Origin of the sequence: Mycobacterium malmoense (genome assembly GCF_019645855.1) — a bacterium.
In the GTDB taxonomy this organism is placed as follows: domain Bacteria; phylum Actinomycetota; class Actinomycetes; order Mycobacteriales; family Mycobacteriaceae; genus Mycobacterium; species Mycobacterium malmoense.
Window position 1 is genome coordinate 5173703 of sequence record NZ_CP080999.1, and the last position, 15055, is coordinate 5188757.

Sequence of the window (15055 nt, forward strand, 5' to 3'; positions counted from 1 at the left end):
GATGGCCACCGAAACCTCACCTGACTTGGTCGAACAACTAGCATCTACCCCCGTGGACGACGCGGGAGGAAACCACCGGATCGCCCGGTTGGTTGCCACCGTCGCCGGTCTACTCGGGGCGCTGCTGGCGATCGCCACCCCGCTGCTGCCGGTCAACCAGACCACCGCCCAATTGAACTGGCCGCAGAACGGCACGTTCGAAAGCGTCGAGGCGCCGCTGATTGGGTACGTGGCCACCGATTTGAATATCACCGTGCCCTGCCAGGCCGCCGCCGGGCTGGCCGGATCGCGCACGGTGTTGCTGTCGACGGTGCCCAAGCAGGCCCCGAAGGCCATCGACCGCGGGCTGCTCATCCAGCGCGCCAACGACGACCTGGTGCTGGTGGTCCGCAACGTTCCGGTGGTCACCGCCCCGTTGAGCCAGGTGCTCGGCCCGGCCTGCCAGCGGCTGACGTTCACCGCGCACGCCGACCGGGTCACGGCCGAATTCGTCGGGCTGACCCAAGGGCCCAACGCCGAGCATCCCGGCTCGCCGCTGCGCGGTGAGAAAAGCGGCTACGACTTCCGCCCGCAAATCGTCGGCGTGTTCACCGATCTGGCCGGGGCCATCCCGTCATACAAGCCGCCGGGCTTGAGCTTTTCGGCGGCCGTCGACACGCGTTACAGCAGCAGCCCCACCCCGCTGAAGCTGGCCGCGATGATCCTCGGGGTGGTGCTGACCGTTGTTGCGTTGGTCGCCCTCCATCTTCTCGACACCGCCGACGGCACCCGGCACCGCCGGTTCCTGCCCCCGCGTTGGTGGTCCATCGGCGGTCTGGACGGCCTCGTCATCGCCGTGCTGGTGTGGTGGCATTTCGTCGGCGCCAACACCTCCGACGACGGCTACATCCTGACCATGGCCCGGGTGTCCGAGCACGCCGGTTACATGGCCAACTACTACCGTTGGTTCGGTACGCCCGAGGCCCCGTTCGGCTGGTACTACGACCTGCTGGCCCTGTGGGCACACGTCAGCACCGCCAGCATCTGGATGCGGTTACCCACCCTGGTGATGGCGCTGACCTGCTGGTGGGTGATCAGCCGTGAGGTCATTCCGCGCCTGGGTCATGCCGTCAAGCAAAGCCGGGCCGCGGCGTGGACCGCGGCGGGCATGTTCCTGGCGGTCTGGCTGCCGCTGGACAACGGCCTGCGGCCCGAGCCGATCATCGCGCTGGGCATCCTGCTGACCTGGTGTTCGGTGGAGCGCGCGGTGGCCACCAGCCGGCTGCTGCCGGTGGCGATCGCCTGCATCATCGGCGCCCTGACGCTGTTCTCCGGGCCGACGGGCATCGCCTCGATCGGCGCGCTGCTGGTCGCGATCGGGCCGCTGCGGACCATCCTGCACCGCAGGTCCAAACGATTCGGCGTGTTACCACTCGTCGCACCCCTCCTTGCCGCGGTCACCGTCACCGTGATCTTGATCTTCCGCGATCAGACCCTGGCGGGGGAGGCGCAGGCCACCGCGCTCAAGCGCGCCGTCGGGCCCAGCCTGAGCTGGTTCGACGAACACCTCCGCTACGAGCGGCTGTTCATGGCCAGCCCCGACGGATCGATTGCCCGCCGCTTCGCGGTGCTGGCGTTGGTGCTGGCGCTCGGGATAACGGTGGCAATGTCGTTGCGCAAGGGCCGAATTCCGGGCACGGCGGCCGGGCCGAGCCGCCGCATCGTCGGGATCACGATCATCTCGTTTATCGCGATGATGTTCACGCCGACCAAATGGACACACCACTTCGGGGTGTTCGCCGGGCTGGCCGGATCGCTGGGCGCGCTGGCCGCGGTCGCGGTGACGTCGGCGGCGATGCGCTCCCGGCGCAACCGCACCGTATTCGCCGCCGCGGTGCTGTTCTTGGTCGCGCTGTCGTTCGCCAGCGTCAACGGCTGGTGGTATGTGTCCAATTTTGGTGTGCCATGGTCGAATTCGTTTCCAGCGTGGCATTACGCCTTTGCCACGATGTTGCTGGGGCTGACCGTGCTGGTGCTGCTGCTGGCGGCCTGGTTCCATTTCGTCGCCCCGGACTCGGCCAGGTTTCACGAGCCACCCAAAACCCGGATCGGGGCGCGAGTGGCCGGAATCATCCAGTCCCCGTTGGCAATTGCGGCGTGGGCGCTGGTGATCTTCGAGGTGGCATCGCTGACCCTGGCGATGACGGCCCAGTACCCCGCATGGTCGGTGGGCCGGTCCAACCTGCAGGCTCTGGCCGGTCGGTCGTGCGGGCTGGCCGAGGACGTGATGGTGGAGCCGGATCCCAATGCCGGCATGTTGCCGCCGGTGAGCGCGTCGGTGGCCGACGCCCTGGGAGCGGGTTTGTCGGAAGCCTTTACCCCCAACGGCATTCCCGCCGACGTCCGCGCCGACCCGGTGATGGAGCGTCCGGGCGACCGTAGCTTTATCAACGACGACAGGCTGATCACCGGCGCCGAGGCCGGCACCGAGGGCGGCACCAACCCGGCGCCGGGAATCAACGGTTCGGTTGCCCAGCTGCCCTACAACCTGGATCCCGCGCGCACGCCTGTGCTGGGCAGCTGGCGGTCCGGCATCCAGGTGCCCGCCCGGCTGCGGTCGGGCTGGTACCGGCTGCCCGCGCGGGACAAGGCGGGGCCGCTGCTGGTGGTCAGTGCGGCCGGCCGCTTCGACCCGCGCGAGGTCCAGGTGCAGTGGGCCACCGACGGTGAAGCGGCCAACGGACATTTCGGCGGGTCATTCCAATTCGCCGACGTCGGGGCCTCGCCGGCCTGGCGCAACTTGCGGCTACCGCTGTCCGCGATCCCGGCCACCGCCACCCAAATCCGCCTGGTCGCCGACGACGAAGACCTGGCGCCGCAGCACTGGATCGCGCTTACCCCGCCGCGGATTCCGCGGTTGCGCACGCTGCAGGATGTGGTCGGTTCCCACGACCCGGTGTTCCTGGACTGGCTGGTCGGTCTGGCGTTCCCCTGCCAGCGACCGTTCGGCCACCAAAACGGCGTCGATGAAACACCGAAATGGCGCATCCTGCCGGACCGATTCGGCGCCGAGGCCAATTCGCCGGTGATGGACAACAACGGCGGCGGCCCGCTGGGCGTCACCGAGTTGCTGGTGAAAGCGACCACGGTGGCCAGTTATCTGAAAGACGACTGGTCGCGGGACTGGGGCGCCTTGCAACGGTTGACGCCCTACTATCCCAACGCCCAGCCCGCCCGTCTGCAGCTGGGGACGGCGACGCGCAGCGGTCTGTGGAACCCGGGGCCGCTTCGCCATTAGGGGCTCACGACACGAAGGGTATGCACGGCGAGGGATGCCCCAGGGGAATCCTGGTCGAGGCGATCCGGCTGTCATGTCGTTGTGGACGACGGGTCGCCAATAAACGGATTGGCCCCCTTCTCGGTGAAGGGGGCCAATCGCCGTTGGCGGTCATCGGCTCGCATCGGCGACCACCGCCGGGCTTAGAGCGCCGCGAGCAGTTGCATGACCAACGTCGCAAGGTGGCTTGCCAACGATGCCGCAGCGCCGCCCACCTGGGCCGGCAGACTGGCCAACAGCTGGGAACCGCTGCTTAGCACCGAAGGCAAATTGGCGGGAATGTTGGTCAGGAACGACGAGGACGGCCAGCCCGTGACCAGCTGATTCCCGAAGTCCTGAAGCGCAGCCCCGATACTGCCGCCGGCGGCGATGTTCTGCGCATTGGGCGCGACGATAGTGCCCGCGAGGGATTGAGGAAGCGCCACTATCTCGGTGCCCAAGTTTTCGAGGGAAACCTCGTTGAGGAGGGCGTTGGTCAGCTGACCGGGCAGATCAAGCACGTTGGTGACCGCGCCCAACGTCTCCCCGGCGTCCCAATCAGTAATAGCCGCGCCGATGCTGCCCGAGAGCGCCGTTGTGATGGGCGTATAGGCAGTTACGAGCGGAAGGCCAATGTCGAATGAAAAGTCGGTGACAAAGTTGTTGGTAAAAGTGGACAGGTTGCTCGTGATGTATTTCGGAATTTGAAGGATACCCTCAAGCGGTAACCCGACGAATTCGAATGGATTCCGCCAGACGGCTTGCCCCCAAGCATTAAATGCAGCCGAGAAGTTACCCTTCATCCAGTCGGTGACACCAGTTGCCACTGTGCCGGCGAAGTCGTTCTTGGCACTTCCAAAGAAGTATTTGACGAAGCCGCTCGCGGCGCTTTGGTAGGCCCCGACGTAGTCGCTGGCGTATTGCACCCAGTTCGCGGAGACCTGTTGTAGTAGCGGGGCGGGAAGTTGAAGCCAGTCGTTGGCCAGTGTTTGTAGGTTGGTGCCCGCCGTCTGGAAGGTGTCGATCCAGGTTTGGAACGGGTTGACCACGCCGGCCAGCAGCGGCGGTACCGTGGCCGCGCTTGCTCCGTTGGCCAGGGAGGCGAGTTCATTCGCCACACCGGAGAACATGTCCAGTGCGCTGCTGGCGTCGCTGAGGCGCATATCGGACACACTCACCGTGGGCAGGTGTTGGGCCAGCTGAAAATCGGGCAGGTGCTGGGCCATGGTGCCTGCGGTAATGACGGCGGCGCTGGCCAGGGCGACTCCAGCGGTGATGTGGGGGCGGGCTGCGAGATCCACGACCATCTCCTTTGATCGGTGTATCGAATTCGGATGGTCAGAACGTAGCTGAGAGCAACCTGAGCTTCGGGCGAGTTCGGGTTTGATCGGTCAGGTTGATCTAGCAAACATCGAGTGCCGCAAACGCTGTGAAGTAAAGTAACCCATGCTTGTGAATTTTTTAAAAAGCCTGGAGTTAACCCCCCCCCCGAATTTTAGTTCAACGCGAAACTACCAGCGGGCGACCACACACGCATGTTTGCCACACCCCTGCAGCACGACCAGCAAACCCCTCCAACAGGGGCCTACCGGGGCCTCACTCGCCGAGCACTGTTCCCGCGGCCACTACATCCTCGTGACCGAGCCAACACGCATCTCGCCTTGCGGACCGTTGCACGCCAGGCGGGAAGCCATACCACTAACGATGGCCCCCTTCACACGTAAGGGGGCCATCGCCGTGGGTGGTCACCGGCTCGCATCGGCGACCGCCGCCGGACTTAGAGCAGCTTGAGGAGTTGCATGAGTAGCGTGCCCAGATGGGTTGCCAGGGATCCGGCCATGCCGGCCAATGTCGACGGGAGACCCGCTAGGGCCGAGGGGATGCCTTGCAGGATCGACGTCAATTGTGGGCCGAGGGTGCCGAGGCTGGCGGTCAGCGACGGCCAGCCTTTGGTCAGCGTGGTCACAAAGCCCTGAATTCCGGCCGCGAGACTGCCGCCATTGGCGATGTTTTGGGCGTTCGGCGCGACGATTGATTTTGCGATGGTTTGCGGGAGGGAGGTTAGCAAGCCGGGGGCCAGGCTGCCGAGCAATCCGGCGTTACCCGTTGTGCCGTTGATCGCGGCGTTGGTCATCTCGCCGGGGATATCGAGAATGTTGGTGATCGCGCCCAACGTCTCTCCGGCATTCCACGCGTTATAGGCCGCTACGAGGCTGTTAGAGAGCGCTGTTTTCATCTGCAGCGGGATTGCGAGGACGCCGTCGAGGACAGCGACAATCGGGGCATCGGTCAGAGTGGTGTTGGTGAAGTTAGCCAGGTTCTGCGCGATGGCGATGGGAATCTTCAGGATATTCTCGAGGGGTTCTCCGATGTTGATGATGGGGTCCTGCCAAAGGGCTTGGTAAAAAGCGGAAAGCGCTGGGGCGATCATGCCTTTTGACCAGTCGGTAATCCCACGTTGCATGACGGGAATAAAGCTCGAGGCTGTGTTGCCAAAGTAGAACTTGGCAAAGGCATTCGCGGAGGTCTGCCACGCCCCGACATACATTTGTCCGTACTCGGCCCCGTTCGCGGCGACCTGCTGCAAGATCGGGAACGGCACCTTGAGGAAGTCGTTGCCCAAATTCTGCACGTTTGTCAGTGCCGACGGGATGATGTTGATCCAGGTTTGCAGCGGGTTGACAACACCGTCGAGGACGCCCGCGGGCGTGGCGGCCGCGCTTGCCCCGCTCGCCAGGGATGCGAGCTCGCTCTCCACGCCGGCGAACAGGTCAACCGCGCTGTCGGTGACGTTAGTGAGCTGGATGTTGGCGCTTACTTCGCGCAGGTGTTGAGTCACGGACAGGTTAGGGAGGTGCTGGGTGACCGGGGCTGCGGTGAGGACAGCGGCGCTGGCCAGGGCGATGCCAGCGGTGATGTGGGGGCGGGCTGCGAGGTCCACGACCATCTCCTTTGATCGGTTGTCGGATGATGATGCTCAGAACGTAGCTGAGACCCACTTTGATCGCGGATGAGTTTGGGCTTGACAGTTGAGTTTAGTGGTGCCGGCGCAAGCTTTAGCAAATTTTATTATTTGTGGAGCATCTGCTTGTAGGATATTTTTTCAGCCTGGAGTTACCCCCCCCCCGGAATTTTAGTTCAGAGTGAAACTACCAGCGGGCTATCACGCGCGTACATTTGCCATATTGTTCGTAATTTGGTGGGAGTTCGCGGCGTGATCGAGTGCGCCGCAGTGCGGGAGGCGCCGACTTTGTTGCCCACCTATCGGCGACACGCAGTGGGCTGTCGCTCTGAGCCGGGCACATCGCGTATGCCGGCCAGCGAGTTACCGGTGGGACACATGGATTAACGCGCGACTTTGGCCCACCGCGCACCGGCCGAGGCGACATCACCGCAGCGCGGGTAGTCCACCTCGTGGACCCGCACAATCACCAGACGCTATGCACGAAGTCGGGTTCGGGCGTCCGCTCTGCGCGGCAAGCCAAAACCATTGATCACCGCTATCCGTAAGCATAAGCTTACGGTTCGTGGCGACTTACCAAGCTGGCGATGTGTGGCTGGCGCTGGCCGACGGGACGAGGCGGGCCATCGTGGAGCGTCTTGCGCACGGCCCGTCGGCCGTCGGCGAATTGGCCCGCGACCTGCCCGTCAGCAGGCCGGCCGTTTCGCAGCACCTCAAGGTGCTCAAGTCCGCCGGGCTGGTGCGCGACCGCGCCGCGGGAACGCGTCGCGTCTATCAACTCGACCCGACCGGCCTCGACGCGTTACGCGCCGACCTTGACCGGTTCTGGACGCAGGCCCTGGTCACCTACGCGCGGACCATCGACGAGACAGGAGATGCCTCATGACGCAGCCGCGGACTCCGAACGTGCGGCACCACGTCGTCGTCAACGCCCCGATCGAGCGTGCGTTCGCCGTCTTCACCGAGCGATTCGGCGACTTCAAACCCCGCGAACACAATCTGCTCGCCATGCCGATCGCCGAGACGACATTCGAACCCCGCGTGGGAGGGCACATCTATGACCGCGGCGTCGACGGCAGCGTATGCCGATGGGCGCGCGTGACGGTCTACGAGCCGCCCCACAAGCTGGTGTTCACCTGGGATATCGGCCCCACCTGGCAGCTGGAAACCGACCGGTCCAAGACCAGCGAGGTCGAGGTGCGTTTCACCGCGGAGTCCGATGGCCGCACCCGCATCGACCTCGAACACCGCCATCTGGACCGCCACGGCCCGGGCTGGGAGTCGGTCGCCGACGGCGTCGACGGCGATGCGGGCTGGCCGCTGTATCTGGGCCGCTACGCTCACCTATTCAGCGCCGGAAAATGACAGCCTCGCTGATGAGCATGGCCCGCGCCGAGCGGACCGACCTCCAAGCATTCCTGGCCACTTTGACGCCGCGGGACTGGGAGGCGCCCACCCTCTGTACTAGGTGGAGCGTCAAAGACGTTGTCGCGCATATGATCAGCTACGAAGAGCTCGGCACCCTGGGGCTGCTCAAGCGCTTCGCGAAGGGTCGGATCGTGCGGGCCAACCAGGTCGGCGTCGACGAGTTCGCCGCGCTCAGCCCGCAACAGCTGCTCGAATTTCTCGGCAACCACCTCACACCTCAAGGGTTGACGGCGGGTTTCGGCGGAATGATCGCCCTCGTCGACGGCACGATCCACCACCAGGACATCCGACGCTCGCTTGGCCGGCCACGCACGGTCCCCGCGGATCGGCTTCAGCGCGTTCTCGGCCTGATGCCGGGCAACCCCAGGCTCGGAGCGGGACGCCGGATCAGGGGACTGCGACTCCGCGCCACCGACATCGACTGGGCACACGGCCGCGGGCCCGAAGTGTCCGGCCCCGGCGAGGCGCTGCTGATGGCGATGGCCGGCCGGCCGGCGGCCCTCACGGACCTCGCCGGCCCCGGCCGCGCCACCCTGGCCGCGCGGCTGGCCAGGTAGGCGCGCCCTCGGCGGCGAGGCTGCTCGCGTCCGTACGAGAGGGCAGGTGTTGAGCCGGACGTCGGCCCTGCGTCCTCACCGCACAAAGCGGCGTCCCCTACCATCGAGCCTCGTGCCCCACGACGGTAATCAGCGATCGCAGCGGATCCCGCGGTTGATCGCCGTCGTCGCGGGAATCGCGGGATTGCTGTTGTGCGCAACCGTTCCGCTGCTTCCGGTCAAGCAGACCACCGCGGCGGTCCTGTGGCCCCAGGGCACCGCCGACGGGCACGTCACCCAGATCACCGCCCCGCTCGTGTCCGGGGCGCCGCGCGCGCTCGACATCGTTATCCCGTGCCCGGCGATGGCCACCCTGCCTCCCACCGGTGGGTTGGTGGTCTCCACCCTGCCGACCGACGGGGTGGACGCCGGCAAAAACGGGCTGTTCGTGCGCGCCGCCAAAGACGTCGTGGTCGTGGCGTTCCGGGACTCGGTGGCCGCGGTGGCGCAGCGCTCGGCGATCGCCGCCGGCGCCTGCAGCGTGCTGCACCTCTGGGCCGACGCCGGTGGGACGGGCGCGGACTTCGTCGGCATACCCGGCGCCTCCGGGCTGCTGCCGTCGGAGAAGAAACCACAGGTCGGCGGGATTTTCACCGACCTGAAGGTCCCCCAGCAGCCGGGATTGTCGGCCCGCGTCGACATCGACACCCGATTCATCACGGCACCCACCGCCCTCAAGAAGGTCGTGATGGCCGCCGGCGCGCTGGCGGTTCTGCTCGCCATCCTGGCGATGGCGGCCCTGGACCGCCGCAGCCGCGGCCGCGACACCCTGGTCAACTGGCGGTCCCCCATCGCCAGGCTCGCCCGGTACCGCCCCGTCGAGCACCGGCACGTCGGGGTCGCGGTCTGGCTTGCCGACGCCGGCGTGATCGCAACGCTGCTGCTCTGGCACGTCATCGGCGCCACCTCGTCGGACGACGGCTACAACCTGACCATTGCCCGGGTCGCGCCGAAGGCCGGCTACGTCGCCAACTATTACCGCTACTTCGGGACGACGGACGCGCCGTTCGACTGGTATCTCGGGGTGCTGTCCAAGTTGGCGGCGGTGAGCACCGCCGGCGTGTGGATGCGGCTGCCGGCCACGCTGGCCGGGATCGCGTGCTGGCTGATCATCAGCCATTGGGTGCTGCGGCGGCTGGGTCCGGGCAGGGGTGGCCTGGCCGCCAATCGCGTGGCGGTATTCACCGCGGGCGCGGTGTTCCTGGCGGCATGGTTGCCGTTCAACAACGGCCTGCGGCCCGAGCCGCTGATCGCCCTCGGCGCGCTCGTCACCTGGATGCTGGTGGAACGCGCGATCGCGCTGCGACGGCTGGCCCCGGCCGCCGTCGCGATCATCGTCGCCCTGCTCACCGCGACGCTGGCACCGCAGGGACTGATCGCCGTCGCCGCCCTACTGACCGGGGCCCGGGCCGTCGCCCAGGCGATCCGGCGGCGCCGCGCGACCGATGGCCTACTGGCGCCGCTGGCGGTGCTGGTTGCCTCGTTGTCGCTGATCACGGTGGTGGTGTTCCGCAGCCAGACGCTGGCCACGGTCGCCGAGTCGGCGCGCATCAAGTACAAGGTCGGCCCGACGATCGCCTGGTACCAGGAATGGCTGCGCTACTACTTCCTCACCGTGGAAAGCAACGCCGAGGGTTCGATGTCGCGGCGGTTCGCCGTGCTGGTGATGCTGCTGTGCCTGTTCGGGATGCTGGTGGTGCTGCTGCGCCGCGGCCGGGTTCCGGGCCTGGCGAGCGGTCCGGCGTGGCGGCTGATCGGCACCACCGCGGTCGGCCTGCTGCTACTGACGTTCACGCCGACGAAGTGGGCCGTGCAGTTCGGCGCATTCGCCGGGGTGGCCGGCGCCCTGGGCGCGGTCACCGCCTTCACGCTGGCCCGCATCGGCCTGCACAGCCGCCGCAACCTGACGCTGTACGTTACGGCGTTGCTGTTCGTGCTGGCGGTGGCGACCTCGGGTGTGAACGGCTGGTTCGACGTCAACAACTACGGCGTCCCGTGGTACGACATCCCACCGGTCGTCGCGAGTCACCCGGTGACGTCGATGTTCCTGACGCTGTCGATCCTCACCGGGCTGCTGGCCGGCTGGTATCACTTCCGCATGGACTACGCCGGGCACACCGAGGTCAAGGACAACCGGCGCAACCGCGTGCTGGCCTCCACCCCGCTGCTGGTGGTCGCGACGATCATGGTCCTCGGCGAAGTGGCCTCGCTGGCCAAGGGCGCGGTGTTCCGCTACCCGCTCTACACCACGGGCAAGGCCAACCTGGCCGCCGTGGTTTCCGGCCTTTCACCGACCAGTTGCGCCATGGCCGACGACGTCCTGGCCGAGCCGGACCCCAATGTCGGCCTGCTGCAACCGCTTCCGGGACAGGCGTTCGGGCCGTACGGGCCGCTCGGGGGCGTCAACCCCGTCGGCTTCAAACCCGAGGGCGTGGGCGACGACCTGAAGTCCGACCCGGTGGTGACCAAACCCGGGCTGGTCAACTCCGACGCTTCGCCCAACAAACCCAATGTCGCCTTCAGTGACTCCGCGGGCACCGCCGGCGGCAAGGGCCCGGTCGGCGTGAACGGGTCGCACGCGGCGCTGCCATTCGGCCTGGACCCGGCCCGCACACCGGTGATGGGCAGCTACGGCGAAAACACGCTGGCCGCGACCGCGACCTCGACCTGGTACCGGTTGCCGCCGCGCACTCCGGACCGGCCCCTGGTGGTGGTCTCGGCCGCGGGCGCGATCTGGTCGTACAAGGAGGACGGCACCTTCACCTACGGGCAGTCGCTGAAACTGCAATGGGGCGTCACCCGTCCCGACGGCACCACCCAGCCGCTGGCGGAGGTGCAGCCGATCGACATCGGACCGCAGCCGGCGTGGCGCAACCTGCGGTTCCCGTTGACGTGGGCGCCACCGGAGGCCAACGTGGCACGCATCGTCGCTTACGACCCGAACCTGAGCTCCGACCAGTGGTTCGCGTTCACGCCGCCGCGGGTGCCGGTGCTGCAGACCCTGCAGCAGCTGCTCGGATCGCGGACACCGGTGCTGATGGACATCGCGACCGCCGCGAACTTCCCCTGCCAGCGGCCGTTCTCCGAACACCTTGGCATTGCCGAACTTCCGCAATACCGCATCCTGCCCGACCACAAACAGACGGCCGCCTCGTCGAACCTGTGGCAGGCCAGCGAGACCGGCGGCCCGTTCCTGTTCACCCAGGCGCTGCTGCGCACCTCCACGATCTCGACGTACCTGCGCGGCGACTGGTACCGCGACTGGGGATCCGTGGAGCAGTACTACCGGTTGGTGCCGGCCGATCGGGCGCCGGACGCCGTCGTCGAGCGGGGTGTGATCACCGTGCCCGGCTGGAGCCGGCAGGGACCGATTAGGGCGCTCCCATGAGCGTTGTCGACGAAAAGGCGCCCACCGCGCAGCGCGAGGCCCGGAACGGTGTGCGGGTGACGCGCTGGGTCGCGACGATCGCCGGGCTGATCGGGTTCGTGTTGTCGGTCGCCACGCCGCTGCTACCCGTCGTGCAGACCACCGCAATGCTGAACTGGCCGCAGGGCGGCCAGCTGAATAACGTTACGGCACCGTTGATTTCGCTGACGCCAGTCGACATGACGGCAACCGTGCCGTGCTCGGCGGTGCGTGACCTGCCCCCCGAGGGCGGGGTCGTGCTGAGCACCGCACCCAAGAAGGGCAAGGACGCCGCGCTCAACGCGCTGTTCGTCGTCGTCAACGGCCAGCGCGTCGACGTCACCGACCGCAACGTGGTGATCGTCAGCGTTCCCCGCAGCCAGGCGGCCGGGGGCGCGGGTGCCCCCGGATGTTCCAGCATCGAGATCACCTCCACGCGCGCCGGCACCTTCGCCACCTTCGTAGGGCTGACCGATCCCGCGGGCAATCCCGTGCGTGGCGGTTACCCCGACCCCAACCTGCGCCCGCAAATCGTCGGCGTATTCACCGATCTGACCGGTCCGGCGCCTCCCGAACTGCGGCTCTCGGCGACCATCGACACGCGGTTCTCCACCACGCCGACGACGCTGAAACTGCTCGCGATGGTGGGCGCGATCGTGTCCACCATCGTCGCGCTGGTCGCGCTGTGGCGCCTCGACCAGCTGGACGGGCGCCGGATGCACCGGTTGATTCCGACCCGCTGGCGCAAGTTCACACTGGTCGACGCCACGGTGATCTTCGGGTTCCTGCTGTGGCATGTGATCGGCGCGAATTCCTCCGACGACGGCTACATCCTGGGCATGGCCCGGGTCGCCGACCACGCCGGCTACATGTCCAACTACTTCCGCTGGTTCGGCAGCCCCGAGGACCCGTTCGGCTGGTACTACAACCTGCTGGCGCTGATGACCCACGTCAGCGACGACAGCCTGTGGATGCGGTTGCCCGACCTGGTCGCCGGGCTGGTGTGCTGGCTACTGCTGTCGCGTGAGGTGCTGCCCCGGCTGGGGCCGGCGGTGACGGCGAGCAAGGCCGCGAACTGGGCGGCCGGCATGGTCCTGCTGACCGCGTGGATGCCGTTCGACAACGGCCTTCGCCCCGAGCCGATCATCGCGCTCGGTTCACTGGTCACCTGGGTGCTGATCGAGCGCTCGATGTGCTGCTCCCGGCTGACGCCGGCGGCGCTGGCCATCGTCACCGCGGCGTTCACCCTGGGCGTGCAGCCCACCGGGCTGATCGCGGTGGCCGCGCTGGTCGCCGGTGGCCGTCCGGTCCTGCGAATCTTGGTCCACCGCCATCGCCTGGTCGGCACGTGGCCGCTGGTGGCCCCGCTGCTGGCGGCCGGTTCCGTCATCCTCACCGTGGTGTTCGCCGACCAGACTCTGCGGGCGGTGTTGGAAGCCACCAGGATTCGCAACGAGATCGGGCCCAGCCAGGCGTGGTACACCGAGAACCTGCGCTACTACTACCTCATCCTGCCCACCGTCGACGGCTCACTGTCGCGGCGATTCGGCTTTCTCATCACCGCGCTCTGCCTGTTCACCGCGATGTTTATCATGTTGCGGCGCAAGCGAATTCCCGGTGTGGCCCGCGGGCCGGCGTGGCGGCTGATGGGCGTCATCTTCGCCACCATGTTCTTCCTGATGTTCACCCCCACGAAGTGGGTGCACCACTTCGGGCTGTTCGCCGCGGTGGGTGCGGCGATGGCCGCGCTGACCACGGTCCTGGTCTCGCCGAAGGTGCTGCGCTGGTCGCGTAACCGGATGGCGTTTTTGGCGGCCCTGTTGTTCTTGATGGCGCTGTGCTTCGCCACCACCAACGGCTGGTGGTACGTCTCCAGCTACGGCGTGCCGTTCAACAGCACCATGCCGAAAATCGGCGGAATCACCATCAGCACAATCTTTTTCGTACTGTTCGCGATCGCCGCGCTCTACGCGGTCTGGTTGCACTTCGCGTCCCGAGACCACGGCGAGGGCCGTCTGGCCCGGGCGGCGACGGTGTCTTTCTGGGCACCCGTGCCCATAGCGGCCGGGTTCATGGCGCTGGTGTTCGTCGCGTCGATGGTGGCCGGGATCGTCCGTCAGTACCCGACCTACTCCAACGGCTGGGCCAACCTGCGGGAATTCGCCGGGGGCTGCGGCCTGGCAGATGACGTGCTCGTCGAGCCGGACAGCAACGCCGGCTATATGGCGCCTCTCAAAACAGGAGAGCCCGGCGATTACGGCCCGCTGGGGCCGCTGGGCGGGGTCGGCCCGGTCGGATTCACGCCCAACGGGGTGCCGGAACACACCGTCGCCGAGGCGGTTCGGATGACGCCCAACCAGCCCGGCACCGACTACGACTGGGATGCGCCGACCAAGCTGGCGGCGCCGGGCATCAACGGGTCGCTGGTGCCGCTGCCGTACGGCCTCGACCCGGGCCGGGTCCCGCTGGCCGGCAGCTACACGACCGGGCCGCAACAGCAGAGCAGGCTGACGTCGGCGTGGTACCGGCTGCCCAGGCCGGACGACGGGCACCCCCTGGTGGTGGTGACGGCCGCCGGCAAGATCGCGGGCAACAGCGTGCTACACCAGCACACCAACGGGCAGACCGTCGTGCTGGAGTACGGCAAGCCCGGCCCCGGAGCCGACATCGTGCCGGCCGGGCGGCTGGTGCCCTACGACCTGTACGGGGAACAGCCGAAAGTCTGGCGCAACCTGCGTTTCGCCCGCTCCCAGATGCCCGCGGACGCGACGGCGGTCCGCGTGGTGGCCGAGGACCTGTCCCTGACGCCGGAAGACTGGATCGCGGTGACCCCGCCGCGGGTGCCCGAGCTGCGCTCGCTGCAGGAGTACGTCGGCTCGTCGCAACCGGTGCTGCTGGACTGGGCGGTCGGGCTGGCCTTCCCCTGCCAACAGCCGATGCTGCACGTCAACGGCGTCACCGAGATCCCCAAGTTCCGCATCACCCCGGACTACTCGGCCAAGAAGATGGACACCGACACCTGGGAGGACGGCACCAACGGCGGCCTGCTCGGCATCACCGACCTGCTGCTGCGGGCCCACGTCATGTCCACGTACCTGTCTCGCGACTGGGGCCGTGACTGGGGGTCGCTGCGCAAGTTCGACACCCTGGTGAACGCCGAGCCCGCCCAACTCGACCTGGGCACCGCGACCCGCAGCGGGTGGTGGTCGCCCGGAGAGATTCGGATCAAGCCGTAGCCAAGGGCGTACAAACGAATTCTTAAATCCCGTCGGCATTAATTCGTCAGCGGTCGAATACCCGCCGAAATTTACGTTCGAGTAATTCCGCGCCAAAGGTTTAATTCCGGGAACCGCGGGTCAATACTTATT

8 protein-coding genes are annotated in these 15055 nt (G+C 67.0%); 6 read left to right on the forward strand and 2 right to left on the reverse strand.

The window, feature by feature from the left end; all coding sequences use genetic code 11:
- The first annotated feature begins 1 nt into the window (after position 1).
- Positions 2-3277, forward strand: a complete 3276-nt coding sequence (locus K3U93_RS24035; RefSeq protein WP_083012055.1) for an arabinosyltransferase domain-containing protein — start codon at positions 2-4, stop codon at positions 3275-3277.
- Positions 3278-3459: 182 nt separating this feature from the next.
- On the opposite strand, the gene K3U93_RS24040 is transcribed toward K3U93_RS24035, so the two are convergent.
- Together K3U93_RS24040 and K3U93_RS24045 are read right to left on the reverse strand one after the other, a co-directional pair.
- Complete coding sequence (locus tag K3U93_RS24040) at positions 3460-4602, reverse strand: hypothetical protein (RefSeq protein ID WP_083012057.1); 1143 nt, start codon at positions 4600-4602, stop codon at positions 3460-3462.
- Positions 4603-5072: 470 nt separating this feature from the next.
- A complete protein-coding gene (locus K3U93_RS24045) occupies positions 5073-6242 on the reverse strand; it encodes a hypothetical protein (RefSeq protein WP_083012060.1) in 1170 nt (389 codons plus the stop codon).
- Positions 6243-6822: 580 nt separating this feature from the next.
- On the opposite strand from K3U93_RS24045, the gene K3U93_RS24050 reads away from it, so the two are divergent.
- The 5 genes from K3U93_RS24050 (at position 6823) to embB (ending at position 14923) form a co-directional block, all read left to right on the forward strand.
- Positions 6823-7143 (forward strand): ArsR/SmtB family transcription factor, encoded by a 321-nt coding sequence (locus K3U93_RS24050; protein ID WP_083012062.1) that lies wholly within the window; start codon positions 6823-6825, stop codon positions 7141-7143.
- Complete coding sequence (locus K3U93_RS24055; protein ID WP_083012064.1) at positions 7140-7622, forward strand: SRPBCC family protein; 483 nt, start codon at positions 7140-7142, stop codon at positions 7620-7622. The genes K3U93_RS24050 and K3U93_RS24055 overlap by 4 nt, the downstream gene beginning before the upstream one ends.
- Positions 7619-8242, forward strand: a complete 624-nt coding sequence (locus K3U93_RS24060; protein WP_083012066.1) for a maleylpyruvate isomerase family mycothiol-dependent enzyme — start codon at positions 7619-7621, stop codon at positions 8240-8242. Before K3U93_RS24055 ends, K3U93_RS24060 begins: the two co-directional genes overlap by 4 nt.
- A gap of 112 nt (positions 8243-8354) precedes the next feature.
- Positions 8355-11669 carry an arabinosyltransferase domain-containing protein gene (locus K3U93_RS24065; protein WP_083012068.1) on the forward strand — a complete coding sequence of 1105 codons (3315 nt, stop codon included), beginning with the start codon at positions 8355-8357 and terminating at the stop codon, positions 11667-11669.
- The gene (gene embB / locus K3U93_RS24070) at positions 11666-14923 is read left to right on the forward strand and encodes an arabinosyltransferase EmbB (protein WP_083012071.1); all 3258 of its coding nucleotides are present in this window, start codon (positions 11666-11668) and stop codon (positions 14921-14923) included. Before K3U93_RS24065 ends, embB begins: the two co-directional genes overlap by 4 nt.
- The last annotated feature ends 132 nt before the right edge of the window (positions 14924-15055 follow it).

Coding starts and splice junctions, on each gene's coding strand:
- K3U93_RS24055 (WP_083012064.1), top strand. CDS start 7,140: ATGACGCAGCCGCGGACTCCGAACGTGCGGCACCACGTCGTCGTCAAC.
- K3U93_RS24040 (WP_083012057.1), bottom strand. CDS start 4,602: ATGGTCGTGGATCTCGCAGCCCGCCCCCACATCACCGCTGGAGTCGCC.
- K3U93_RS24035 (WP_083012055.1), top strand. CDS start 2: ATGGCCACCGAAACCTCACCTGACTTGGTCGAACAACTAGCATCTACC.
- K3U93_RS24060 (WP_083012066.1), top strand. CDS start 7,619: ATGACAGCCTCGCTGATGAGCATGGCCCGCGCCGAGCGGACCGACCTC.
- embB (WP_083012071.1), top strand. CDS start 11,666: ATGAGCGTTGTCGACGAAAAGGCGCCCACCGCGCAGCGCGAGGCCCGG.
- K3U93_RS24045 (WP_083012060.1), bottom strand. CDS start 6,242: ATGGTCGTGGACCTCGCAGCCCGCCCCCACATCACCGCTGGCATCGCC.